We start from the raw sequence: 23,094 nt of genomic DNA, 5'->3' as shown, positions 1-23,094 counted from the left end.
GGGTCACAGGAAGCTGACACCCTGGGCCAGGGTGAGTTCGCCGGAGTAGTTGACCGTGTTGGTGGCCGCGCGCATGTACGCCTTCCAGGCGTCCGAACCCGACTCGCGGCCGCCGCCGGTGTCCTTCTCGCCCCCGAAGGCACCCCCGATCTCCGCTCCGGAGGTGCCGATGTTGACATTGGCGATACCGCAGTCGGAACCGGCCGCGGACAGGAAGATCTCGGCCTCCCGCTGGTCCCTCGTGAAGATGCTGGACGACAGCCCCTGCGGGACGTCGTTGTGCAGCGCGATCGCCTCGTCGAGGGTGGCGTAGGTGAGCACGTACAGGATCGGCGCGAAGGTCTCCTCCCGTACCACGTCGCTCTGGTCGTCGACGCGCACCAGGACGGGCTCGGTGTAGGCGGCCGCGGGCGCCGCCTCCGCCAGCCGCCGGTTTCCGCCGGCCAGGATCTTGCCGCCCTGCGCCTGGACGCGGGTGAGGGCGTCGTGCATGGCGTCCAGGGCGGCCGTGGAGATGAGCGGGCCGACCAGCGTCGTCTCGTCGAAGGGACTGCCGACGGGCAGCCTGCCGTAGACGGCGGTCAGGCGCTCCACGAGGGCGTCGGCGACGTCCCGGTGCACGATGAGCCGACGCAGCGTGGTGCACCGCTGGCCCGCCGTGCCCGCCGCGGCGAAGACGATGCTCCGCACGGCCAGGTCCAGGTCGGCGGAGGGGGTGACGATCGCGGCGTTGTTGCCGCCGAGCTCCAGCAGGCTGCGGCCGAACCGGGCGGCGACGCGCGGGCCGACCGCGCGGCCCATGCGAGTGGAGCCGGTGGCGCTGACGAGCGCCACCCGGGGGTCGTCAACGAGCCGCTCGCCTACCGTGCGGCCGCCCAGCAGCAGACGGTGCACGTCACGGGGTGCGCCGGTCTCCTCGGCGGCCCGGGCGAGCAGGTGGTGGCAGGCCAGGGCGGTCAGCGGGGTGAGCTCCGAGGGCTTCCAGACCACCGTGTCGCCGCAGACCAGTGCGACGGCGGTGTTCCAGGACCACACGGCGACGGGGAAGTTGAAGGCCGAGATGACGCCGACCACACCGAGCGGGTGCCAGGTCTCCGCCAGCCGGTGGCCGGGGCGTTCGGAGGCGATCGTCCGGCCGTACAGCTGCCGGGACAGACCCACCGCGAAGTCGCAGATGTCGATCATCTCCTGGACCTCGCCGAGCGCCTCGGAGCGGATCTTGCCCGCCTCGACGGTGACGAGATCGGCCAGGTCGCTCTGGTGCTCACGCAGCAACTCCCCCAGTCTGCGCACGAGTTCACCGCGGCGCGGGGCCGGGGTGGTACGCCAGGTGAGGAAGGCGGTACGGGCGGCCGCGAGGGCCTCCTCGACGTCGTCGCCGGTCGCGGCCGGCAGCCCGAAGAGGTGCTCGCCGGTGACGGGGGTGCGGGCCGGGAGGCCGTCGCCCTCCACGATCCGCACGCCGATGGTCCGCAGGCAGGCCCGGACGCGGTCGCGCAGGTCGTCCGTGGTGGGCAGCTCGGTGCTGGTCATCGTGGGACCTCCAGGGGTGAGGGGTCAGCGGAGGGTGCCGGGGAGACCCAGGGCACGGGCCACCTGGGCGAGGGAGCCGTTCTGCTGCTGCTCGTAGAGGGCGAAGGGGTCCAGGACCTCGCGGCCGAGGGCGCCGGAGAGCCAGTCGGCGTCGTAGGAGGTGCCCTGCCGGCTGTTGTCCCGGGTGCCCTCGCCGGTGAGGTTGGACTGGAAGATGCCGGCGGCGGAGCGGGGCAGGAAGTCCTCGTAGACGACGGGCTCGGCCCGCACCCAGCCCTGCCGGACCAGTTCGGCGACGCCGGGGGGCGGCGCAGCGCCGTCCCGGGGCCGTCCGTCGGCGAGCCGGTAGGTGAAGTACGCCAGGCCGCGCGCCGCGAGTTCCTCCTCGCTGCCGGGCATGTCCCGCTCCCAGAGCGCGCGGGCGAGGTCACCGCGTGCCGCCGCGGGGTTCCGGGACGCCTGCTCGTCGACACGGCCGAGCAGGTCGTCGTAGTGGGCCCGTCCGGCACGGGTGAGGGCGATGCCGCGGGCCTCGACCTCGCCGAAGCGGACCCGCAGGGAACCGCTGACGACGCTGCCGTCCGCGGTGCGCATCGGGCGGGACTCGGCCAGGGCCCGGAAGGAGGTCTGGCGGAGCAGGACGTCGGGGCCCTTCCAGGCCGGCGGTCCCTGGATGGTGTCGATCATCTCGACACCGCGGTCCGTCATGCGGCGGTACAGCTCGTCGATGTCCAGGACGCGCGGGGTGAGGTGGTTGATGTGCGTGCCGCGGACCCCGCCGATGTCGGCGGCGACGGCGGAGACTCGTTCCAGGGTCCGGTACCAGGCCCGGTCCACCGGTTCCCGCGACAGCTCGAAGACCCGCACGGCCAGCGTGAGGAAGCGCTCGGCGTCGTCGGCCGGGAGTTCACGCGCGGCCGCGGCGCGGTCGGCCAGCGTGAGCAGTTCCGGGGGGAAGAGTTCCCGGCCGGCCAGGAAGGTCTCCAGGCGGGCGCGCAGGTCGGGGCCGAAGAAGCGCGGGTCGGCGACGGTGAGCATGGAGGTGAACACGCGGAAGGGGTTGCGGGCGAGTTCCGGGCCGTCGACCGGCCGGAAGGCGGTGGAGACGACGGGGACGGCGCTGGCGGCAGCCTCCCGCAGGTCGTAGAAGCCCACCGGGTGCATACCGAGGGCGCCGAAGACCCGGGCGACCTCGCGCAGTTCGCGCGGGGTGCCGACGCGGATCGCTCCGTGCCGCTCGGCGGTCACCCGGCCGATGGATCCGAGGCGTTCGGCGTCGGCGCCGCGGGCCCGCAGCACATCCTCGTTGACCTGGCGCGAGACGTCCACCAGCGTGGTGTACGCGGGCACTTCCCGGCCGTACATCTCGGACAGCCGCTGCGCGAACGCGGCCCGCAGCCGCCACTGGCTGATGGTTGACATGGTTCGGCCCTCCGGGCGGGCGAGAGGTCGGCGATCATTTCCCAGATGGTCGCCGACCGGGTGCCTGCCGTACAGATGACGGGGCCGGGCGCGAGCCGGCCGGGGCGCTGCCGGAAACCCACTGGACCGATCTCCACCCGTGATCTCTACCATATGAACGCAAGACAACTATGCGACCGGTCCGTTGGACGCGGGCCGGTCGGGGTCGCCGATGCCAGGGTCCGCTCCCCGGGCTGCGGTGATCTTCCTACTCAGGAGGACCTTCCGCATGTTCCGACGTATTGGCACTGCCGTCGTCCGGCATCCTGTCTGGACGATCGTGGCATGGCTGATCGCGGCGGTGGCGATCGTCGCCACCGCCCCGAGCCTGCCCTCGAACAGCGACGAGAGCAGTTTCCTGCCCAAGAGTTACGAGTCGATCAAGGCAGCCGATCTCCAGCAGAAGGCGTTTCCCAGCGCCTTCACACCGTCCGCGATCGCGCTGTACCAGCGCACCGACGGTGGCAAGCTCAGCGACGCCGACCTGAAGGACGTCGCCCGGATCACCACCGAACTGGGCGACAAGCACATCGATCAGGTGCAGAAGGTCGTCCCCGGCCAGCCGTCCAAGGACGGCAGGTACACCCTGACCCTGGTGCAGATGGACAGCAAGAAGGCGGGCCAGCCCGTCCAGGCCGACGCGGCCAAGGTGTTGCGCGACGACGTCAAGCAACTGGCCAAGGGCACGGACCTGGAGGTCAAGCTCGGCGGCTCGGCGGCCCAGGCCCTGGACCAGCAGGACTCGTCCAAGCGCGGTGAGGCGCTGATCGGCATCGGCACCTTCGTGATCATCCTGGTCACCCTGCTGATCATCTTCCGGGCGCCGATCCTGGCGTTCCTGCCCCTGCTGCTGATCGGTGTGGTCTCGGCCATCGCCAACGGGCTGATCGCGTACGCCACCAAGCTGTTCGGTCTGCAGGCCAACAGTTCGGTGTCCTCGATCCTGATCGTCGTGCTCTTCGGCGTGGGCACGGACTACTTCCTGTTCCTGATGTTCCGTTACCGCGAACGCCTGCGCGCGGGTGACGAGCCGAAGCAGGCCATGATCAACGCGGTCGACCGGGTCGGCGAGGCCATCGCCTCGGCCGCCGGCGCGGTGATCATCGCCTTCCTCGCGCTGGTGCTGTCCACGCTGGGCTTCCTGAAGCAGATGGGCCCGGCACTGGCCATCTCGGTCACGGTCACCCTGATCGCGGGGCTGACCCTGATCCCGGCCGTGGTCTCGCTGATCGGCCCGAAGGTGTTCTGGCCCTCGAAGTCCTGGCAGCAGGAGCCGTCCAACGCGCGCTTCGCGGCGCTGGGCCGGGGTGTGCAGCGCCGTCCGGCGCTGACCGCGGCGGTCTCCGGACTCGTCCTGGTCGTGCTCTCGCTCGGCATGCTCAACTTCAAGGCCACGTTCGACCTGGCGTCGGGCTCGATGCCCAAGACCAAGGAGTCCATGGTCGTCCAGGACCAGATGCAGACGGCGTACTCGGCGGGTGCCGCCGCGCCCACCGACGTCTACCTCTCCAGCACCGACGGCAAGCCGCTGGACACGTCCGCGTTCGACACCTACGCGGCCAGGCTCGGGGCCGTGGACGGGGTCGCGAACGCCCGGATGAGTCAGGTGAACAAGGCCGGCACCACCGCGGACTTCACCGTCACGCTCAAGTACGAGGCGTCCACGGACAAGGCGATCGAGGCCGTGGGCCGGGTCCGGGACGTCGCGCACGCCGGCGCCCCCGAGGGCACCGAGGCGGTCGTGGGCGGCATGTCCTCGATCTACAAGGACATCGACTCCGCGGTCAACCACGACTACCGGACGGTGTTCCCCGTCGCCGCCCTGCTGATCATGGTGATCCTGGGGCTGCTGCTGCGCAGTGTGGTCGCACCCTGGTACCTGATCGCCTCGGTGGGGCTGGGCTTCGGTGCCACGCTCGGTGCCACGGTCTGGATCTTCCAGGAGGCACAGAACAAGCCCGGGCTGATGTTCATGCTCCCGGTGATCATGTATCTCTTCGTGGTCGCCATCGGCACGGACTACAACATCCTCATGATCGCCCGGCTCCGCGAGGAGGCACGTGAGGGCCGTGAGCCGCGCGAGGCGGCCGGGATGGCGCTGCGGCACGCCGGGCCGACGGTGGCCGCGGCGGGCTTCATCCTGGCGGCGACCTTCGCCACGATGATGCTGGCGGGCAACGCGCTGCTCACCGAGATGGGCTTCGCGGTCTCCTTCGGTATCGCGGTCGCCGCGTTCGTCATGGCGATGTTCTTCACCCCGAGCCTCACCGCGCTCATCGGTCACGCCGCCTGGTGGCCGGGCCACGCCGACCGGGCGGAGCCGGGATCGGACACCGGCTCCTCTCCCGCGGCGGAGGACGACGAGTACCAGGCCGCCGGGCGCCACGGCTAGCGGCGCCGCGACGGTGCGGGCCGCCGGGCCGATGTGGCCCGGCGGCCCTTTCCCGTTCACGTTCCGGTGCCCGTGTCCGTGTCCGGGTCCGTGTCCGGGTTCGGCTTCGGGTGAGGCGGGCGCGGCACACCGTGTTGCGCGCTTCGCCGAGGCCGCCTGGCCCGGGTCACGGCCACATCGCCGTCGGTGCCGATCACCTCCGGGCCCCGGCGCCGACTTGGTCACCGACGCCTTCATCCAGGCCGCCGGCAACAAACCTTGATGCCGCACCTCGCCACGCACTTCTTGCTGAGCTGTAGGCCTGCCAAGCGGCACGACGGCCACCGTGTTGCGGCGTGGCAGCGTGCCGCTCATCCAGGGCACGGGCGGCATACCCGTTCGCGGGCATGCCGCCGTTGGCGGGCACGCGGTGCGGGCGACCCTCCGGCCCGGGTTTCAGTCGGGAGGACGGCACGGGCCTCTTCGGGATCGATGATCCGGGGGTGGTCGACGCCGCCGTCGGACGCGGGGAGCCGCATGCTGGTGTCGCGGTCGTCGGGCCTGTCCTGTTCCGCGGTGGGTGATGGTGTCAGGTCGCGCCGAGGCCGTTCAGGAGGGTGGCGGCGACAAGATCGGCGGCCTGCGGGGGTTCCAGGTCGGGGAACCGGTGGGCGACGGTGTCGACGAGTTCGTCCAAGATCGTCCGTGCCCAGGCCGCGTCGATGCCTGCTCGCAGGTAGCCCTCGTCTAGCGCGCGGCGGATGAAGGCGTCGAGGCGCGCACTCTGCTCCTCCCGGCGGGCCCGGGCGGCGGGGTCTTTCTGCATCATCAGGCGCATGTCGACCGGCCATTCGCGGCTGACGGGGATGATCCCCTCCAGGTAGCGGTGGAGGGCGACCGGCAGGGGGGACTCGACAAGGCGGGCTTCGTCCAGAACGCGTTCGGCGGAGTCGAGCTTGGCCTGGAAAACGGCGCTGAGCAGGGCTTCACGGTTTGCGAAGCGACGGTGGATGGTCGTCCGGTCCACTCCGGCGGCGCCGGCGATGGCCGCCATGGAGGCGCCCGGGTCCTCCGCCAGGAGTCGAGCTCCGGCATGGAGGACGGCAGTCAGGTTACGCGCGGCGTCAGCTCTCATGATGCCGCCATTCTACGCGTGGGCTTCACTTGTCTGACTAACATCCCGATGCGAGATGTGACACCGGTGATTACTGCATCATCGCTGTTGCAATTAGGCCAATTTTGTCTACGCTGAAGTTGCTGTCCCGTTCGGGGCGGTGAAGCAGGTGACGAAACGAGGCACGCGTCATGGCACGAACCTGGCTGATCACGGGGGGCTCGCAGGGCCTGGGCAGAGCCCTGATGCTCGCGGCCCTGGAGGCCGGCGACAACGTTGTGGTGACTTCCCGCAAGCCGGAGGCGCTGGCCTCCCTGAGGACCGAGCACCCGGACCAGCTGGAAGCGGTGGCGCTGGACGTCACCTCCGCGTTCCAGTCCCGGGGCGTGGTGGCCGCGGCGGTGGAGCGGTTCGGATCAGTTGACGTCGTCGTCAACAACGCTGGCTACGCCACCAGCGGCTCGATCGAGGACTTTCCCGAGGACGAGTTCCGCGCGCAGGTCGATACCAACTTGTACGGCGTGGTCAACATGACCCGGGCGGTCCTTCCCGTCATGCGCCGCCAGCGGTCCGGGCACATCGTGCAGATCTCCTCAATCGGCGGACGTGTGGGTGGTACGCCGGGTCTGAGCGCCTACCAGACCGCGAAGTTCGCCGTCGAGGGGTTCTCCGAGGCATTGGCGAAAGAGGTGGCACCGTTCGGTGTCAAGGTCACCATCGTCGAGCCGGGCGGTATCCGCACCGGCTGGGCCGCGGGTGCCGCGGAGCCTTCCGGTCCCGTGACCCCCGACTACGAGGAGACCGTGGGCCTGTGGCTGGCCCGGTTCGCGGACTACGCCGGCAACGAGCCCGGTGACCCGGACCGCATGGCCCGCGCGATCATCGGCGCCGTGGACGCCGAGGAGCCCCCGCGCCGGCTGCTGCTCGGCAGCGACGCCCTGGGGATCGCGATCAGCTCGGAGGAAGGCCGTCTGGCCGAGGCCAGCAAGTGGGCCGAGGTCAGCCGTTCCACGGACTACCCCACCACCTGACGGCACTGTGCGGGCGCGGCAGCGGGCCGGTCGAAGCACCGGATCCCCGGGCCGCCCGCGCCGACCGACCGCCCCGCCCCGCCCCGCCGGCCACCGATTCCAGGAGGAGCGAGAAACAATGACCAAGACCTTTCTGATAGCCGGTGCCGCCGGGGGCCTGGGCGGCCGTGTCGTCACGGTGGCGCTCGCCGCCGGCCACAACGTGGTGGCGACCGACCTGGCGCCCGACGCGGTGCCCGTCCCCCAGGAGCACCGTGACCGGCTGCGCGTACGCGCCCTGGACGTGACCGACCCGGCCTCCGCGCGTGACGCGGTCGCCCACGCGGTCGCCGAGTTCGGAGCCGTCGACGTGCTCGTGAACAGCGCCGGCGCCCGAAGTGTCGGCTCGATCGAGGACATGCCCGAGGACGAGTTCCACCGCGATGTGAACGTCAATTTTTTCGGCGCGGTCAACACGGTCCGCGCCGTGCTTCCGGTGATGCGCCCGCGTCGTTCGGGCAGCATCATCAACCTCTCCACCATCGGAGGTCGGCGCAACCAGCCCGGTCTGGGCGCCTACCAGTCGTCGAAGTGGGCGCTGGGCGGGTTCACCGAGATCCTCGCGCGTGAGGTCGGCCCCATCGGGATCCGCGTCACGCTGGTGGAGCCGGGCGGCATCCGCACCCCCTGGGCAGCCGCCCCGATGCCGGTACCGGACATCCACGACGAGTACGAGGAAACAGTCGGCGCCTTCGCTCGAACCTACAACAACAACCCCGACGTGCAGCGTGGTGACCCGACCAAGATGGCCGCCGTGATCCTGCGTCTCACCGAGGAGCCGGCCCCGCCGACGCGGCTTCTTCTGGGCTCCGACGCGGCCTGGCTCGCCCCGCAGATCGCCCGGGCACGCGCTGTGGAGGACGCGGAGTGGCATGAGCTCAGCGTGTCCACCGACCGCGACGGACTCGATGATTTCGCCGACTCCGCGGTCGCCCAGATGGTCCGCCCGCCCAAGAAGGGCTGACCGGGAGCGATCCGCCTGCCAGCCCGATACCGGGCCGCGTCAGCCCCTGCCCGCCTGCCGGCGACATCACCACGACGAACTTCCGCGAGCTGCCGGGCGCACGCCCCAGAGCGTGCGGCCACGGCCAATGGCAGCGTATTCCCCGGCCGCACCCGCAGCTCGTCTGCCGGCGCAGCACCGATCGGGGCGCGCACCTGCGTTGCGCGCCTCCCCATATCCCTCCCCCTTCCTCACCCGACACTGAACTTGAAGGAATGACAGACATGACTGTGCGTGACCGTCTGTATATCGGTGGTTCCTGGGTCGCTCCCAGCGCCCCGGAGCTGACGCTCGACATCCTCTCCCCGCACGACCAGTCGGTGCTCGGCCGCGTGGCGCAGGCCGCACCGGCCGACGTGGACAAGGCCGTCGCCGCGGCCCGCGCCGCCTTCGACCACGGTCCGTGGCCACACACCACGCCGGCAGAACGTCAGGAAGTCGTGCGTCGTTACGACGCGCTGCGTACCGCCCGCGCCGACGAGATCGCCGCGGCGATCTCCGCGGAGAACGGTTCAGCCGGCTGGTTCACCAAGGTCGGCCAGCCCTTCCTGACCCGCCAGGTGAACGCCTACCTCAAAGCGGCCGAGGAGTTCGGCTGGGAAGAGGTCGTCGCGCCGTCCGACCCGTCGGTGGCCTTCGACACCATCGTCCGCCGTGAGGCGATCGGTGTGGTCGCCGCGGTCATACCCTGGAACTCGCCTTTCTCCGCCGCCACCGCCAAGCTGATCCCGGCCTTGCTGGCCGGCAACACCGTCGTGCTGAAGGTCTCCCCGGAGAACTCGCTGAGCATGGCCCTGCTGGCGGACCTCTGGCACGAGGCCGGCGTGCCCGAGGGCGTGCTCAGCGTCCTTCCGGCAGACCGTCAGACCAGCGAGTACCTCGTCTCGCACGCCGGGGTGGACAAGATCTCCTTCACCGGTTCGACGCGGGCCGGCCGCCGTATCGCCTCCATCGCCGGCGAGCAGCTGAAACGGGTGGGTCTGGAGCTGGGCGGCAAGTCTGCCGCACTCATCCTGGACGACGCGGACCTTACGGCCGCTATGCAAGGTCTGCGGTTCGGCTCCCTGGGCAACAACGGCGAGGCGTGCATCCTGCAGACCCGCATCCTGGCACCCCTCAGCCGTTACGAGGAGGTCGTAGCCGCGGTGAAGGAAATGGTCGAGTCGCTGAAGGTCGGCGACCCCTCCGCTCCCGACACCTTCATCGGCCCGATGATCCGCCGCGACCAGCAGCAGCGCGTCATCGACTACATCAACATCGGTATCGAGGACGGCGCGCGCCTGGTGACCGGCGGCCCGCACGTCCCCGAGGGCCTGGAGAAGGGCAACTACGTCACCCCCACCGTGTTCGCCGACGTCGACAACAGCATGCGCATCGCGCAGGAGGAGATCTTCGGCCCGGTCCTGGTCGTCATCGCCTACAACGACGATGACGACGCCGTCCGCATCGCCAACGACTCCCAGTACGGCCTGTCCGGCGGTATCTGGACCTCTGATCCCGACCGCGCCCTGGCCACCGCCCGCCGGCTGCGCACCGGCACCGTCACGCTGAACGGATCGCCGATCAGCTTCGACGGCCCCTTCGGCGGCTACAAGGCCAGCGGCCTCGGCCGTGAGTACGGCAAGGCCGGTCTGACCGGCTACGTCGAGCACAAGTCGATCACCCGCACCCGGTAGTCACACCCCAGCGGGACGGACTGCCGGAGAACGAAGGGCCCGTCCCGCACGGCTCCCCGATCCGCCCACGACCCAGGGGCCGCTCGAAGACCATGGGGGATCCCCGCCGTCGCAGTCCGGACGGGACATTCGATCCACGCCCTGTAGCCCGGACGGTTCACCCGACCGAGCAGACCAATTGCACACGGTGCGAGCGTGGAAATCAGCCTCGTGCGACGAACAGCCGTCCCGCCGGCCCGGCGAGCAGCAACCCCAGCGAGTGGGGAACCACCCTGACCCGCATCCGAACCCTGAACGGCGCGTGGTGGCCAGGACCGCCAGCCCACCACCCCGCACGACCGACCGACAAGGAGCAGAGATGAGTACTGACGACGTCTACGAGCAGGCGCTGGACACCGCAAGCGAACTCCTGGGACAGCGCCTGGAACTCCCGATGAGCCCCGGCGAACCGGCCTCCGGAGCCGACTTTCGCAAGGTCGCGACTGTGCACACGTTCGGGGACTCATGGACCCGTACCGCACTGTCGACGCACGACCGATCCCTGGTCTCCGTCGCCATCGCCGCGACGCTGGGCGCGTTCGAACCGCTGCGCGGGCAGCTGCGCATCGCGCTCAACAACGGCGTCACTCAAGACGAGATCGTCGACCTCTTCATCCATCTCGCCGTCTACGCAGGAGCGGCCCGCGCCTTCGAGACATACCAGGTCGCCTTGTCCGTCTTCGCCGAGAACGCTTCGTCCAACCCCGTCTGATTCTCCAGCATCCAGGCCTGTGCGGGCAGGAGCTGGTCCCAGCCGAGCCGTTGTGCTTGGACCCATGCGCCGAGGCCTTCGCCTTGGAGGGTGGCCTGGCCTGGCCGGGTGGCACTGCGGCCTGGTGCGCAGCCTGAATGGGCAGGGGCGGTACGAGGAAGCTGAAGCTTCCCCGCGTACGACGCGGCGGGACTCGCCAGGAACCAGATCGCCGCGGCGACCTCCTCGGTCCGGCCCATGCGCTGCAGCGACAGCGAACTGACCAGGCCCTTGAGGGGCTCGGGGTCCGGGGCCATGCCGGTGTCCATCAGTCCGGCTTCGACGACGTTGGCGGTGATGCCGCGGGACCCGAGGTCACGGGCGACGCCCATGGTGTACCTCACAACGCCCGCCTTCGAGGCCGCGTAGTCCGCCATGCCGGGAACGCCGACCCGCGACCCCAGCCCGGAAGCCCTTCCACGCGGTGATCACCGGCTCGATCAACGCCTATTACTCCTCCGGGAGCGCTGCCCGACCAGGGTCCTCAGGCTCCCGCAGCCCCGCGGACGGGTTCGAACAGCTGACGCTGCTCGCGTACGAACTCAGCCATGGTTCGCGGCCGGTGGCCGATCAGCCGTTCCAGCTCGCCGGGATCGGCCCCCACAGTCGGCCCACCTTGCCTCGCGACAGCCTCGCCGATGGCGCTGATGTGAGCAATAGTCAAGACTTGTGAATGAGTTGAGCTGCGACTCACGGTGAGCCGTGGTGCTGAATATTGGTCTTGGCGGTGTTCCGGATCCGCTTGGTGCGACCGCTGTCGACGAGAATCTCGAGGGCGGCGGCAGCCGATGCTCCGGCAGTTTTGAGCTGGAGCCAGTTGGATGACTCGAGCAAGGCGTCCGGATTCCAAGGCTGCCCGAGCGTGACGGCTCGGAAGAGGTCCCACTCTCGCAGGTGCTGGATCAGGAACGGGTAGCGGATCGTGACCCCCGTCATCATCTCGGCCCAGGGCTCGTAAGCCGGTTGGGGGTGAAGTTCGTCGGCTCGGCGGTCAAGGTGCCGCAGGACCGCGGACTGGCCCACGTTCTGGTCCGAGTCGGTGAGAACTTCGCTGACGATGTCGGCCTCGTCGGCATCGGTGACCTGTTCCAGCATCCTCAGGTAGGCCCAGAAGCGAAGGTGCTCGGCCGGCCCTTCCTGCGGTGTGTCCTGGTGGTTCATGCTGCCTGTTCCTGTCGCTCGACGAGGACGCCGCTTTCGAATCTGGCGCCGGCGCGGACCAGGGGGACCAGGTGGGCGCCTTTGATCGCGCGCCAGCGTTCCTGGGCGGACTCGACCAGCTTGAACACCATGGCGAGGGCTGCGGCTGGGCTGCCAGCGCCGCGCGTGACCTTGGTCCGCAGCTTGACCGTGGAGAACGTCGACTCGATGGGGTTGGTGGTCCGCAGGTGAATCCAGTGCTCTGCCGGGAAGTCGTAGAACGCCAGCAACTCGTCCCGGTCGTCGGTGATCTTCGCGACGGCCTTGGGCCACTTGGCGTTGTAGGTCTTCACGAACGCCTCGATCGCCCGCTCGGCATGAGCGCGGTCCTCGGCGTTGCAGATCTCCTGCATCGCCTTCGTCGCGCCCGGCTGTGCGGACTTCGGTATGGCATTCGAGACATTGCGGGCCTTGTGAACCCAGCACCTCTGATGCCGAGCTGCTGGGAATACCTCGGCCAGTGCCTTCCACAGGCCCATCGCTCCGTCACCGACCACCAGTTCCGGGTCGCGCATGCCCCGGCGGTGGCAGTCGCGCAGCAGGTCGGCCCACGATTCGGTGGATTCCCGCAGGCCCTCGGCGAGTGCGATCAGTTCCTTGGTGCCGTCCAGGCGCACCCCGAGCAGGACCAGCACGCAGCTGTGTGCCTGGCCGAGCCGGACTTTGGGGTGTACTCCATCGGCCCACACGTAGACGAAGTCGCGCTCCGACAGGTCCCGGTCCTGGAAGGCGGTGTGGTCGTCCTGCCACTGCCGGGTCAGGCGGGTCACGGTTGCCGGCGACAGGCCGGCCGCCGAGCCGAGGAACTGCTCCAGCGCGGGCACGAAGTCCCCCGACGACAGTCCGTGCAGGTAGAGCAGGGGCAGCACCTCGGAGATCTTCGGCGACTTGCGGCACCACGGGGCCAGAATCTTCGAGGAGAACCCCGCTGGCGTTCCCCGGTCGCCTCGTCCACACGCCGGTCGTTGACCCGGGGCGCGGTGACCTCCACCGGCCCGGCCGCGGTGACCACGGTGCGAGCCCGGTGATGGCCGTTGCGAACCACCATGCGGTGCCCGCGCTCGTCTCGCTCGGCAGCCAACTCGGCTATGTACTGGTTGACTTCCGCCTCAAGCGCCGCAGCCAACATCCGGCGGGCGCCCTCGCGCACGATCTCATCGATCAGGGAGCCGTCTCGCATGGAGGCATCGTCATTCACTACGGTGAGCACGGGCGCACCTTGCCGACCGGCACTCGCAATGCCAGCCTACTCGGTGACCATCAAAGGATCATTCGGGAAGGTACGCCCTTCGTGTGCCCTCCGGAACTGATCCACAGGTCCTGAGCATTGCTCCTCGGGCACCACCACGGCCGACGCGTCGACGCTGCATGACGGCCGTGCAGGATGCGGGATACCGCGTCCGTCCCGGCCACCGGGCCGACGCGGCGTGGTGCGCGGCGGGCCGGTCACGGGAGCCGGCCCGCCGCGCCTGGGAGTGGGTCCTGTCACCGCCGGGAACCCCCGCGGGGCGGTGCTACGCCGCGAGGGCGTGACCGGGATGCAGGACCACCTTGGTGTAGCCCTCGATCCGCTGGTCGAACTTCTGGTACGCGCCCGGGGCGTCCTCCAGCGGCAGTTCGTGGGAGACCACGAAGCTGGGCTTGGCCCGCCCCGCGATGATCAGGTCACGCAGCTGGCGGTTGTACTGCTTGACGTTGCACTGCCCGGTGCCCATCTGCTGACCCTTTTCGAACATCCTGCCGATGGAGACCAGCAGCTGGCCGTGCTTTGCGTGCTCGTCGGGTCCGCCCGGATCGGACGGGACGTACAGACCCGGTATGCCGAGCATGCCGGTCGGCCGTACCGTCTCGACGAGGGTGTTGAGGACGACGGCGGGTTCCTCGTGGCTGGCGTCGGGCGACTGGGCCTGGTAGCCGACGGCGTCGACGCCCTTGTCGGTGCCCTCACCTCCGGTCTGTTCCTTGATCTGCTCGACCGGGTCGCCCTTGGAGAAGTCGATCGGTATCGCCCCGATCTCCTCGGCCTTGGCGAGCCGCTCGGGCACCCGGTCGACCGAGAACACCTTGGCGGCGCCGCGCAGCAGCGCGGAGTACGCGGCCATGAGGCCGACCGGGCCGGCGCCGAAGACGGCCACGCTCTCGCCGGGGATCACCTTGGCCAGCTCACAGCCGTGGTAGCCGGTCGGGAAGATGTCGGCGAGCAGTACGAAGTCGGTCTCGAACTCCTCGCCCGGCGGCAGCTTCAGACAGTTGAAGTCGGCGAACGGCACCCGCAGCAGCTCCGCCTGCCCGCCCTCGTAGGGGCCCATGGCCACATAGCCGTAGGCTCCGCCGGCGAAGCCCGGATTGACCGTGAGGCAGAAGCCGGTCTTGCCGGCCAGGCAGTTCTTGCAGAATCCGCAGGCGACGTTGAACGGCATGACCACGCGGTCGCCCTGGGACAACGAGGTCACGCCGCTGCCGATCTCCTCGACTATGCCGAGGTTCTCGTGTCCGAAGACGATGCCCGACTCAGCGGCCGTACGGCCCTCGTACATGTGCAGGTCGGACCCGCAGATGGCGGTCGACGTGACACGTACCAGCACGTCGTTCGGATGCTCGATGCGTGGATCGTCGACGTCCCTGACAGCGACGCTGAAGGGCTTCTCGTACACAACGGCTTTCACCTGGTTCACCTCCGCGTCGAACGCCGGGACACGACGACGGACCGCACAGACCGAGGCTCCGGCCAGGAGAAACAGGTCCAAACGGGGCCCCCGGTCCATGCCGCAGCCCTAGGCGCTCGTGTTTCACCATCGGACACTTCCAGTGGACGCCGGTCCCGCAGGCGCTGCAACCCCCGGAGGCGGATCGTCCGCTCGGACCGTGCGCCCCGGGCCCCCGGGCCCCCCGCCGCCCGGGACCGAGAGCAGTGCGAGGAGTGCGGTGAGTCATCGGTCCGGGGGGACGGCACGCGGTACTCCGCCGGCCGAGTCGCCGAACATGCCGAGCCGGTGCCAGTCCGGCAGGCTGTGCAGTTCCTCGGGGAGCCCGTCGGGCAGCGCGTCGAGCAGGAAACGGGTGTCGGCGACCCGGACGGCCGTCGTCTTTCTGAGCAGGGCCCTGATGCGGACCGGGTCCGGGTACGCCTTGTCGAACTCGGCCGGCAGCACGGTGCGTTCGACCCGGCCGCCGGGGAACTGGACGGCCGGGGCGCCCCCGTGCGCATGGGTGCGGGTGGCGGCCCAGTCGACCTTGTCGCCGGGCACCTGGGCGAGGTTGTTGACGGCGGCGAACCCCGCGGCCTCCCCGGGGAGCATCTGCGGCGCCCTCGGGTGCCCACGGACGGCACGTGCCGGGTAGCGGATGCCGATCATCAGTTCCCGGTACGGCCGGGTGGTGACCCAGGGATCGGCACGTGAGGTGTCGACGAGGTGCAGGGCGGCCGACCCCACCGGGTGCGGACCACTGGGCGCGGGCAGTCCCAGCCGGGCCGGCACGGCTCTGCGTGGCGTCGCCGAGGGCGCCGCGCGCGTGCCGACGGCGGACAGGGGGACGGCGGCGACGGCCGACAGGACCGCGGCGCGGCGAGTGAGCAAGGCGGGCCTTTGGGGCTGTGGTTGTTCGGCGACTCCTGTCAGCTTCGTGGGTGTAACCGGTCGCGACCATCCGGCGGGCCGGTGGCCACGGCGTGGGGTCGGCCGTACCCCGGGCCGGGGGCACACGGCCGGCCCGGCGCCGGGGACGGGGCTGTCGTGAGCGCTGTCAGGAGGCGCTCAGGCGCAGGTAGTCGAGGTTGAAGCCGCCGGTCTCGCAGTACACGGTGACCGTCTGCTCCCCGGCCCGGAGGGCGACGGGTACGTGCACCGACCGGTAGCTCGCCCAGCCGCCCGTGGGCGGCACGGACGCCGTCGCCAGGGTGGTGCCGTTGTCGTCGCGGAAGGACACGGCGTTCGCGGCGGTGGTGCCCGTGCCGTTGGCGACGCGCAGTTCGAGATCGTACGAACCGGACCGCGCCACCTCGACGCGGTACGTCAGCCAGTTGCCGGCGGCGGTCCAGCCCACGTTCCTGCCGCCGCTGGCGGCCGGGTTGCTCTCGATGAAGTCGGCGCCGTCGGCGGGCCAGCCGTGCTGGCCCGTGTAGCCCTCGGCCTCGATCGGCTCGCCCACGGGGGCCGCGTGCGGGCGGACGGTCAGGTGGAAGGTCACCTGGTCGTGCGCCCGGCCGTCGGTGACGTAGAAGGTCAGGTCCCGCTCACCGGTGGCCGTCGGACGGATGGTGACCAGGCCGGTTCCGGGGTCGAGGGTGACGCCGTCGGGCAGTTCGGTCGCGTAGTAGGAGAGCCGGTCGCCGTCCCGGTCGGTGGCCTTCAGCGGCACCTGTGCGGTGCCGTACTGGTCGGCGACCACGTCGGCGGCGGGCGCGAGCACCGGGGCGTGGTCGCGGGAGTCCGTGCGGGCCTTGCCCTGCCACCGGTAGGTGGCGAAGGAGCCCGCAGGTACGGTCACCACGAACGTCTGGTCGCCGACGGCCACCCGGACCCTGCGGTCGGACCCGGCGCCGTTGCCGAGGACCGCCACGTAGCCGCCGTCGCGGGTCCGGTAGACCACGTTGCTGACGCCGTCGGCGGCCGCGCTGGACTCCAGGCGTACGTCTCCGGGTGCCAGGTACTTCGCGAACTGGCCCAGCCGGTAGAGCTCGTCGCGGACGGTGAACCGCTTGGTGGCGGTGTTCACCGTGACCAGCCGGTCGGGCCACTTGGTGGTGGCCGCGACCTGGTCCCAGTCGATGTCGTTGTCCCGCGACGGCGTCCAGTGCAGGGTGCCGCCGTCCTGGTCGGTGGTCTGGGCCCACAGGATGTAGGAACCGGCGTCGAGGCGGAAGTCGTCGAGGACGGTCGAGGGCGACAGGTCGCTCGTCTCGGTGAGCTGGACCGGCTTCCCGGTCTGCTCGTAGGCGTCGCGCATGACGGTCGGGTCGCCCCAGTAGGGGTGGAAGGCGATGGCGTCCGCCGCCCTGCGGACCTGGGCGCCGGTCACCGAGCCGTCCGGTGCGTCATCGAAGATGCGGTGGTAGTTCTTCGTCGCCGTGCTGTTGGGGTCGCGCCAGTCCCAGAAGTTGAAGTCGTGCACATAGAGCCGGGTGCCCAGACGGGCGTCGCGGAGCTCACGCTTGATCGCCAGTGCGAGCTTCTGCTGCTGCGCGACGCTGATGTCCATCGCCGGGTAGACGACGTCCATGCCGGGCTCGTTCAGCAGGGTCAGCGCGTCGACGCGGATGCCCTGACGGGCGTACGCCTGAACGAACTTGACGTAGTACCGGGCGAACACCTCGATGCAGTCGTCCCGCAACTTGCCGGCCTGGTAGTAGTCCGTGCTGCTCCCCGGCTTGAGGGCGACCTCGCCGAGGAACCGGTTGTTCGTCTTCATCCAGGCCGGCGCGCTCCACGCCGACGCGAAGAACGTGGCACGGGGGTTGTAGCGCTGGATGAGCTTGATGGTGTCGACGATGTGCAGGTCGAGGTCGCGCCGGATGGAGAAGTGCTTCAGGCCGAAGTCCTCGGTGACTCCGGCGGGCAGGTCGTCCTCCGACCAGAACGGCAGGTGCTCGATGAGGTCGGGGCTGCCGATGGTCAGCCGGAAACGGTCGAGTCCGGCGCCGTGCTCGGGGTCGACAAGGAGCCGGACGGCTCTGGCACGTTCGCCGGGGGTGAGCTTCCACAGGTTGGAGACGCTCGTCTCGTCCAGGGAGAAGCCGATGCCCGTGTACTCCTGCCGCAGGGCGCTGGGGTCGGCGACCACGGTGGCGTCGACGGGACCGCCGGTGTCCGTGCCCGTCCTGACGACGGGCAGCGGGCGCCAGGCCCGCACGCCGTCGGAGGCGTAGGTACCGGTCACGACCTGGCCGTGCCCGGCCCGCGCGGTCGGGCCCGCACCGATGAGTGGCAGTGTCATGACAGCCACGGCGGCGATCGTGGTGAGCGTACGTCTCACAGCTGCTCCTGGACTCTGGTGGGTCGGGGGGTGTTGCCGTGCCGAACCGCAGGCGCGTGGCCGCTGCGTCACCAACGGACCACAGAAGACGCCGAGTTGAGATCCAAGCAATGTCCCTGAGGTTAAGTCAAGGCGTGAAGAAAGGGTTTCGGGGCCAGGCGGTGCCGGCGCCCGGGCCGTGCGGCCGACCGGTGGTCACGGGTACGGCAGGGACGGCCGGGCACCGGCGGTCCGTCAGGTCAGGGCGGGCGGCACGGGGGCCGGGACCAGATGCCGCGCGAAGAATCGGACCGCGCTGTCGGCCTCGAACCTGGGCAGTTCCTTGTGCCGGCCCGTGTTGACGTGCAACGTCTTCTCCTTCGAGGCGAAGGCGTCGAACAGCGCCAGCCCGGCCGCACGCGGGATGTGCTCGTCGTCCCACTGGAGCGCGAACTCGACCGGGACGGTGATCCGCCGGGCCGGTTCGGCCAGGGCGTCGGGCCAGTGCAGGCCGAAGACCGCGGCGGTGATCCTGGGTTCGGCCGCCGTCAACGGCACCCCGATCGCGGTGCCCATGTTCAGGCCGTAGTAGCCGACCGGTCCCCCGGCGCCGATCTCCGCAAGCTCCTGGAGGGCGTCGAGGGTCGCCTGCCACTCGGGCACGGCGCGTTCGGCGAGGTGGGCGTTGTAGCGGACGACGACGGGACCCTCCGGCTCGCCCGCCGCCCTCGCCCGGTACAACTCGGCGATCTCCCGCTCGTCGTGGGCGGTGCGCGGCCGGTCACCGTGACCGGGCGAGTCGATACAGGCGACGTGGAAGCCGCAGCCGGTCACCAGCAGGCGGGCCCGGCCCGTCATCGCGGGCCACTTCTTGTGGGTGCCGCCGCCGTGGCCCATCAGCACCAGGGGTGCGCGACCGGGGCCGGACTCGGGTGACCAGAGCACCCCGGGGATCTCGCCCAGGGTGAAGTCGCGTTCGACTACGCCCTCCGACGTCGTCCCGGCGGTGAAACGGAGAGACTGCATGGGTGGTTGCCTTTCGGAAGGGCCTTCTCGTACAGGCGCTCCCGGCGACACCTACGTCGATCGCCCGACCGTGACGGGGAGGGGGAGCACCCACTCTGCTACAGCGTTCATGGGTCTCACCTCCTCGTACGACGTCACGGCCCCACGGACGCTACGCACCGGAGCCCGGCCCGTCCACCGGGTTTACGGCCCCTGGGTTCCACCGGCTCGTCGGCTCCCGCCGGGCCGGTGACCGTCAGGCGCCCAGGCGGTCGATGTGCTTGCTGGACAGGACCCGGCTCTCGGCCACGCCGGGGCGGGCCGGCGCGGGTGAGGTGGCCGGTGGTCGTCGTATGGGCGGGTACGAGGCGGTGCGGCGGCGGGCAGAGCCAGGACGCGAGGAAGTACATGACGCGGTACGAGCGGGTCCGGGAGACCGCTCCGTGGCGGGGCTGGATGCAGCCCGGGCGGAACATGTACGCGTTCATCTCCATCGCCGGCAGCGCGTTCTCGGTGCGTCCCTTCGCCCGTGCCCACATGGTGGGCACGGTTCGGTGCTGTCGGTGCCCTCGCCCGAGACACAGGTGAAGGTCGGTCCGGGGCCGGCGGCGACCGGCGCGCGGGCGGCCGCGAGGGTGACGCGGGTGCAGTCGGCCTCGCTCATGCCCGCGCAGGAGACACCGAGGCAGTAGAAGCGGGCGTCCAGACCGGTCCGCCGGTCCGCGACGGCGCAGGACGCCTTGTCCGACCATGCCGGACGCGCCGGAGACGACGACTTTCACAGAGGCCCGTCACGGGGAGGCGGGGTCCGGCACGCTACCGGACCGCCACCGGGCCAAGCCCAGGCCCGCGAAGACGGGTGTGCCCGGTGGGACCGGGTACCCGGCGGCCACGGGAGCGTGAGTCGGGACCCCGACAGCATCCCGGTGATGAGCCGTTTCCGACGAGGAGGAACAGATGAGCACGGTCAGGAAAGCCGTCGACGTCGCCGTCCCGGTCCACACGGCCTACAACCAGTGGACCCAGTTCGAGGACTTCCCGAACTTCATGGAGGGGGTCGAGGAGGTCAGGCAGCTCGACGACCGGCACACCCACTGGACCACCAGGATCGGCGGGGTGCGGCGCGAGTTCGACACCGAGATCGTCGACCAGCTGCCGGACGACCGGATCACCTGGCGGGCGATCGAGGGCGGCACCCGGCAGCGTGGATCGGTCCGCTTCGAGCCGCTGGACGAGACGCACACCCGGGTCGAGCTCACGATGGACATCGAGCCGAGCGGTATGGCGGAGAAGGGTGCCGACGCGCTCGGGCTGATCGACCGCCGCGTCGACGGGGACCTCGGGCGCTTCAAGGACTACATCGAGCAGCACGGCGGCGAGAGCGGTGCCTGGCGCGGCCGCATCCGCCCCGGCGATCCCGGCTCACCTCTCTGAGGAATCGGCCGAGACCCCCGAGCGCAGTCGTACGACCCCGGTCCCGGGACCGGGGTCGTCGGCCGTCCGGAAGCAGCCGCGGACGAAGGGCTACCAGCGGCGGCGGGACTGGTCCTCACTGGGCTTGCTGGGCGCGTTGCCGAGCTGGTGGGGGGTGAGACGGTCACCGTCGCTCCCGGCCTGCGGCACCTCGTCCGGCTCGCGCATCTCGCGCTCCTCGCGCACCGGTCCGGTGCGCGGCAGGGTGGGGTGGTCGGAGCGCCGGGGCGGCGCGGACTCCCGCCGCCGTACCCCGATACCGAGCCGGACCGCCCCCACCAGCGCGGCCGCGACGAGCAGACCGCAGACGACGATCACGATCATCCCCGCCGCCGAACCGGCGGCGGCCAGTCGTTCATGAGTCATGTACATCGGCTCCGGGTACCCACCGCGGGACGGCGGATGCCCCACGAGCGCACCGGGTCCCCCGGCCGACGGCCGGACGGACGCTTCCCGCACGGCCGGGACGGGGGCTGCCGTCGGCGGCGCAGGTCACAGCGGGGCGGTCCAGCGGGCGTCCGAGCGGGTCAGGGCGAACGCGTCGAGCGCGCTGCCCGCGAGGAGCACGGTGGCGAGCAGCAGCGGCAGGGCGGGGCTGCCGTGGCGGACCGCGAAGGCGCCGACGAGGGCGCCGCCGAACATCGCCAGCACCGCGAGGGCACGCCGGCCGGTCCTGCCCCCGCTGCCTCCCGCGGCCCTGCTGTCGGAGGCCATGCCGGTGATGGTCAGGGTCAGGACGGTGGTGGTGAGGTCGGGTACGGCCAGAGCGCGGGCGGTGGCGTTCTGGATGCCCATCGCGAGGCCGAGCAGCCCGATCAGCTGGTAGCGGGTCGCGGTGTCGTCCAGGGGAGCGCCGTACCGGGCGAGGACGTAGGCCGCCAGGAACAGGACCGTCTCCACGACGAGCGTCAGATGCAGGACGCGGCCACGGTGGGCGCGCGCCCGGTGCGCGATCCGGCCGCCCAGCAGGGCGCCCACGCCGAAGGCGGCCAGCGCTGCCAGCGAGGCGGCCAGGGAGAAGCCCGCGGCGCCCGCGATCGCGAACCCGGCGAAGACCACGTTGCCGGTCATGTTGGCGACGAAGACATGGCCGAGCACCAGGTAGCTGAAGGAGTCCACGAGGCCGGTGACGACCGTCAGGGCGAGCATCAGCGGAGGCAGGGGGCCATGGCGGTCCGCCGGGTGGGGCAGCACGGTCGCCCGAGCTTCGCGGAACACGGGGTGGACGGCATTCTTGATCGACATGGCTGCCCCTTCGGGACTGGCAGGAGACCGCACCTCGTGCGCCGCCTCCATTCCAGCTTCCGGCCGCCCCGGCTCCCCTGTCCAACATATGGATCCGGGCGCAGCGATCGCTCAGGCCGATCGATCGCCGCCATGACGGTCGAGGACGTCGAGAAACGCCTCGGCGGCCGGCGCCAGGCGCGTGCCGTCGTACACGACACAGATGTGGTGCACGGCCTCGGCATCCGTCAGGCGGAGCATCCGCGCGCCGTGGGGCAGGTCGTCGGCGGTGTCGAAGCCCACCACGGAACCGGGACCGACGACCGCGGAACGGGGCACGACCGTGACGCCCACCCCGCGCGCGGCCAGCCGGATCATGTCGCGGATCTGGCCCACCTCGAAGTGCAGGCCCGCTTCGGCTCCCGCCCGCGTGAAGGCCGCCTCGACCTGGCGGCGCAGGCCGCTGCCCCGGCTGAACTGGATCAGCGGGTGGCTGTCCGGCAGCTCGGCGAGATCGACGGCGTCCCGGTCCGCGAGTGCGTGCTCGCGCGGTACGACGACGACCAGCGGGGCGCTGCCCAGCGTCCGGCGGTCCAGCCCCTGCGGCGCCTGCCGCGCGTCGAGTCCGACCACCGCGAGGTCGAGGGTGCCGGCCAGGACGGCGTCGGCCATCCGGGAGCTGGGCGCGTTGGACACACGCAGGTCCACGCCCGGATGGCGGACCCGGTAGTCGGCCAGCACCTCCACCATGTCGAAGGGAACGGCCATCGTCTGCACCAGGCCGAGCCGCAGCCGGCCCCGGCGCAGCCCCGCCAGCGCGTCGAGGGCGGCCTGGGCGTTGTCGACGTCGGCGAGGATGCGCCGGGCCAGCGGCTCCAGCAGTTCGCCGGCGGCGGTCAGCCGTACCGACCGGCTCGTGCGGCTGAACAGCGGGGCGCCGACGTCCTTCTCCAACCGGGCGACCTGCTGGCTCAGCGCCGACTGCGCCACGTAACAACGCGCCGCGGCCTGGGTGAAGTTGTGGGTCTCGGCCACCGCCAGGAAGTACCTCAGATGCCGCAGCTCCATGAACGTCAATCTTCCGCAACGATCGGTCGAGGTCAATTCATGCGTCTTGCCGATGCCGAGCGGCGGCCTGGTGAGTTCCCGGTCATTGGACGGATGATCTACGGAGCGGCTTCTGACAGGCTTACGCCGTTCCGGTCCGCCGGCGGCGCGCGTG

At 70.7% G+C, this 23,094-nt stretch carries 18 protein-coding genes and 1 pseudogene; 6 read left to right on the top strand and 13 right to left on the bottom strand.

The window, feature by feature from the left end; translation table 11 throughout:
• Positions 1-3 precede the first annotated feature (3 nt).
• Complete coding sequence (gene amaB, locus ACZ4O3_RS37350) at positions 4-1,533, bottom strand: L-piperidine-6-carboxylate dehydrogenase (RefSeq protein ID WP_362721613.1); 1,530 nt, start codon at positions 1,531-1,533, stop codon at positions 4-6.
• 24 nt (positions 1,534-1,557) lie between these two features.
• Positions 1,558-2,955 carry a 2-oxoadipate dioxygenase/decarboxylase gene (gene hglS, locus ACZ4O3_RS37345; RefSeq protein ID WP_467726623.1) on the bottom strand — a complete coding sequence of 466 codons (1,398 nt, stop codon included), beginning with the start codon at positions 2,953-2,955 and terminating at the stop codon, positions 1,558-1,560.
• 268 nt (positions 2,956-3,223) lie between these two features.
• On the opposite strand from hglS, the gene ACZ4O3_RS37340 reads away from it, so the two are divergent.
• A complete protein-coding gene (locus tag ACZ4O3_RS37340; RefSeq protein ID WP_467726621.1) occupies positions 3,224-5,386 on the top strand; it encodes an MMPL family transporter in 2,163 nt (720 codons plus the stop codon).
• A gap of 568 nt (positions 5,387-5,954) precedes the next feature.
• Here the strand turns inward: ACZ4O3_RS37340 and ACZ4O3_RS37335 are convergent.
• Complete coding sequence (locus ACZ4O3_RS37335) at positions 5,955-6,500, bottom strand: TetR/AcrR family transcriptional regulator (RefSeq protein WP_362731551.1); 546 nt, start codon at positions 6,498-6,500, stop codon at positions 5,955-5,957.
• A 170-nt stretch (positions 6,501-6,670) separates the two neighbouring features.
• Between ACZ4O3_RS37335 and ACZ4O3_RS37330 the strand changes: the two genes are divergently transcribed.
• The 4 genes from ACZ4O3_RS37330 to ACZ4O3_RS37315 all read left to right on the top strand — a co-directional run bounded on the left by ACZ4O3_RS37330 (position 6,671) and on the right by ACZ4O3_RS37315 (position 10,979).
• Positions 6,671-7,510, top strand: coding sequence for an oxidoreductase (locus tag ACZ4O3_RS37330; RefSeq protein ID WP_358749162.1), 840 nt, complete (start codon positions 6,671-6,673; stop codon positions 7,508-7,510).
• Positions 7,511-7,628: 118 nt separating this feature from the next.
• Positions 7,629-8,513, top strand: coding sequence for an SDR family NAD(P)-dependent oxidoreductase (locus ACZ4O3_RS37325; protein ID WP_148008064.1), 885 nt, complete (start codon positions 7,629-7,631; stop codon positions 8,511-8,513).
• A 263-nt stretch (positions 8,514-8,776) separates the two neighbouring features.
• On the top strand, positions 8,777-10,228 hold the full coding sequence (locus ACZ4O3_RS37320; RefSeq protein WP_467726618.1) for an aldehyde dehydrogenase: 1,452 nt from the start codon (positions 8,777-8,779) through the stop codon (positions 10,226-10,228).
• Positions 10,229-10,586: 358 nt separating this feature from the next.
• Positions 10,587-10,979 (top strand): carboxymuconolactone decarboxylase family protein, encoded by a 393-nt coding sequence (locus tag ACZ4O3_RS37315; protein ID WP_362721889.1) that lies wholly within the window; start codon positions 10,587-10,589, stop codon positions 10,977-10,979.
• Here ACZ4O3_RS37315 and ACZ4O3_RS37310 read toward each other — a convergent pair.
• From ACZ4O3_RS37310 to ACZ4O3_RS37280, 7 genes and pseudogenes are all read right to left on the bottom strand, one after another.
• Positions 10,895-11,422, bottom strand: a complete 528-nt coding sequence (locus ACZ4O3_RS37310; RefSeq protein WP_362721896.1) for an SDR family oxidoreductase — start codon at positions 11,420-11,422, stop codon at positions 10,895-10,897. The genes ACZ4O3_RS37315 and ACZ4O3_RS37310 overlap by 85 nt on opposite strands.
• A 286-nt stretch (positions 11,423-11,708) precedes the next feature.
• Positions 11,709-12,179 carry a hypothetical protein gene (locus ACZ4O3_RS37305; RefSeq protein ID WP_467726616.1) on the bottom strand — a complete coding sequence of 157 codons (471 nt, stop codon included), beginning with the start codon at positions 12,177-12,179 and terminating at the stop codon, positions 11,709-11,711.
• Positions 12,176-13,428, bottom strand: a pseudogene (locus ACZ4O3_RS37300) (IS256 family transposase). The gene ACZ4O3_RS37305 and the pseudogene ACZ4O3_RS37300 overlap by 4 nt, the downstream one beginning before the upstream one ends.
• A gap of 304 nt (positions 13,429-13,732) precedes the next feature.
• Positions 13,733-14,884: a glutathione-independent formaldehyde dehydrogenase gene (locus tag ACZ4O3_RS37295; RefSeq protein WP_362721884.1), complete on the bottom strand. Its 1,152-nt coding sequence runs from the start codon at positions 14,882-14,884 to the stop codon at positions 13,733-13,735.
• A gap of 264 nt (positions 14,885-15,148) precedes the next feature.
• Positions 15,149-15,796 (bottom strand): hypothetical protein, encoded by a 648-nt coding sequence (locus ACZ4O3_RS37290; RefSeq protein ID WP_467726615.1) that lies wholly within the window; start codon positions 15,794-15,796, stop codon positions 15,149-15,151.
• 166 nt (positions 15,797-15,962) lie between these two features.
• Entirely contained in the window at positions 15,963-18,191 is a 2,229-nt protein-coding gene (locus ACZ4O3_RS37285) for a carbohydrate-binding protein (protein WP_467726613.1), read from the bottom strand.
• A gap of 234 nt (positions 18,192-18,425) precedes the next feature.
• The gene (locus ACZ4O3_RS37280; RefSeq protein WP_467726611.1) at positions 18,426-19,196 is read right to left on the bottom strand and encodes an alpha/beta fold hydrolase; all 771 of its coding nucleotides are present in this window, start codon (positions 19,194-19,196) and stop codon (positions 18,426-18,428) included.
• A 936-nt stretch (positions 19,197-20,132) separates the two neighbouring features.
• Here ACZ4O3_RS37280 and ACZ4O3_RS37275 point away from each other — a divergent pair.
• Positions 20,133-20,609 (top strand): SRPBCC family protein, encoded by a 477-nt coding sequence (locus ACZ4O3_RS37275; protein ID WP_467726609.1) that lies wholly within the window; start codon positions 20,133-20,135, stop codon positions 20,607-20,609.
• Between the two features lie 90 nt (positions 20,610-20,699).
• Here the strand turns inward: ACZ4O3_RS37275 and ACZ4O3_RS37270 are convergent, their stop codons facing one another.
• The 3 genes from ACZ4O3_RS37270 to ACZ4O3_RS37260 form a co-directional block, all read right to left on the bottom strand.
• Positions 20,700-21,014 carry a DUF6479 family protein gene (locus ACZ4O3_RS37270; RefSeq protein ID WP_467726608.1) on the bottom strand — a complete coding sequence of 105 codons (315 nt, stop codon included), beginning with the start codon at positions 21,012-21,014 and terminating at the stop codon, positions 20,700-20,702.
• Between the two features lie 126 nt (positions 21,015-21,140).
• Positions 21,141-21,893 carry a YoaK family protein gene (locus ACZ4O3_RS37265; RefSeq protein ID WP_467726606.1) on the bottom strand — a complete coding sequence of 251 codons (753 nt, stop codon included), beginning with the start codon at positions 21,891-21,893 and terminating at the stop codon, positions 21,141-21,143.
• A gap of 111 nt (positions 21,894-22,004) precedes the next feature.
• Positions 22,005-22,940 (bottom strand): LysR family transcriptional regulator, encoded by a 936-nt coding sequence (locus ACZ4O3_RS37260; RefSeq protein WP_467726604.1) that lies wholly within the window; start codon positions 22,938-22,940, stop codon positions 22,005-22,007.
• Positions 22,941-23,094 lie beyond the last annotated feature (154 nt).

This window comes from Streptomyces sp. NPDC026515 (assembly GCF_055567595.1).
The sequence above is the reverse complement of the archived record's forward strand: the minus strand, read 5'-3'. Positions and strand labels throughout refer to the sequence as shown.

What these genes read in the sequence shown, in the direction of transcription:
- amaB (WP_362721613.1), bottom strand. Translation starts at nt 1,533, where the DNA reads ATGACCAGCACCGAGCTGCCCACCACGGACGACCTGCGCGACCGCGTC.
- hglS (WP_467726623.1), bottom strand. Translation starts at nt 2,955, where the DNA reads ATGTCAACCATCAGCCAGTGGCGGCTGCGGGCCGCGTTCGCGCAGCGG.
- ACZ4O3_RS37340 (WP_467726621.1), top strand. Translation starts at nt 3,224, where the DNA reads ATGTTCCGACGTATTGGCACTGCCGTCGTCCGGCATCCTGTCTGGACG.
- ACZ4O3_RS37335 (WP_362731551.1), bottom strand. Translation starts at nt 6,500, where the DNA reads ATGAGAGCTGACGCCGCGCGTAACCTGACTGCCGTCCTCCATGCCGGA.
- ACZ4O3_RS37330 (WP_358749162.1), top strand. Translation starts at nt 6,671, where the DNA reads ATGGCACGAACCTGGCTGATCACGGGGGGCTCGCAGGGCCTGGGCAGA.
- ACZ4O3_RS37325 (WP_148008064.1), top strand. Translation starts at nt 7,629, where the DNA reads ATGACCAAGACCTTTCTGATAGCCGGTGCCGCCGGGGGCCTGGGCGGC.
- ACZ4O3_RS37320 (WP_467726618.1), top strand. Translation starts at nt 8,777, where the DNA reads ATGACTGTGCGTGACCGTCTGTATATCGGTGGTTCCTGGGTCGCTCCC.
- ACZ4O3_RS37315 (WP_362721889.1), top strand. Translation starts at nt 10,587, where the DNA reads ATGAGTACTGACGACGTCTACGAGCAGGCGCTGGACACCGCAAGCGAA.
- ACZ4O3_RS37305 (WP_467726616.1), bottom strand. Translation starts at nt 12,179, where the DNA reads ATGAACCACCAGGACACACCGCAGGAAGGGCCGGCCGAGCACCTTCGC.
- ACZ4O3_RS37280 (WP_467726611.1), bottom strand. Translation starts at nt 19,196, where the DNA reads ATGCAGTCTCTCCGTTTCACCGCCGGGACGACGTCGGAGGGCGTAGTC.
- ACZ4O3_RS37275 (WP_467726609.1), top strand. Translation starts at nt 20,133, where the DNA reads ATGAGCACGGTCAGGAAAGCCGTCGACGTCGCCGTCCCGGTCCACACG.
- ACZ4O3_RS37270 (WP_467726608.1), bottom strand. Translation starts at nt 21,014, where the DNA reads ATGACTCATGAACGACTGGCCGCCGCCGGTTCGGCGGCGGGGATGATC.
- ACZ4O3_RS37265 (WP_467726606.1), bottom strand. Translation starts at nt 21,893, where the DNA reads ATGTCGATCAAGAATGCCGTCCACCCCGTGTTCCGCGAAGCTCGGGCG.
- ACZ4O3_RS37260 (WP_467726604.1), bottom strand. Translation starts at nt 22,940, where the DNA reads ATGGAGCTGCGGCATCTGAGGTACTTCCTGGCGGTGGCCGAGACCCAC.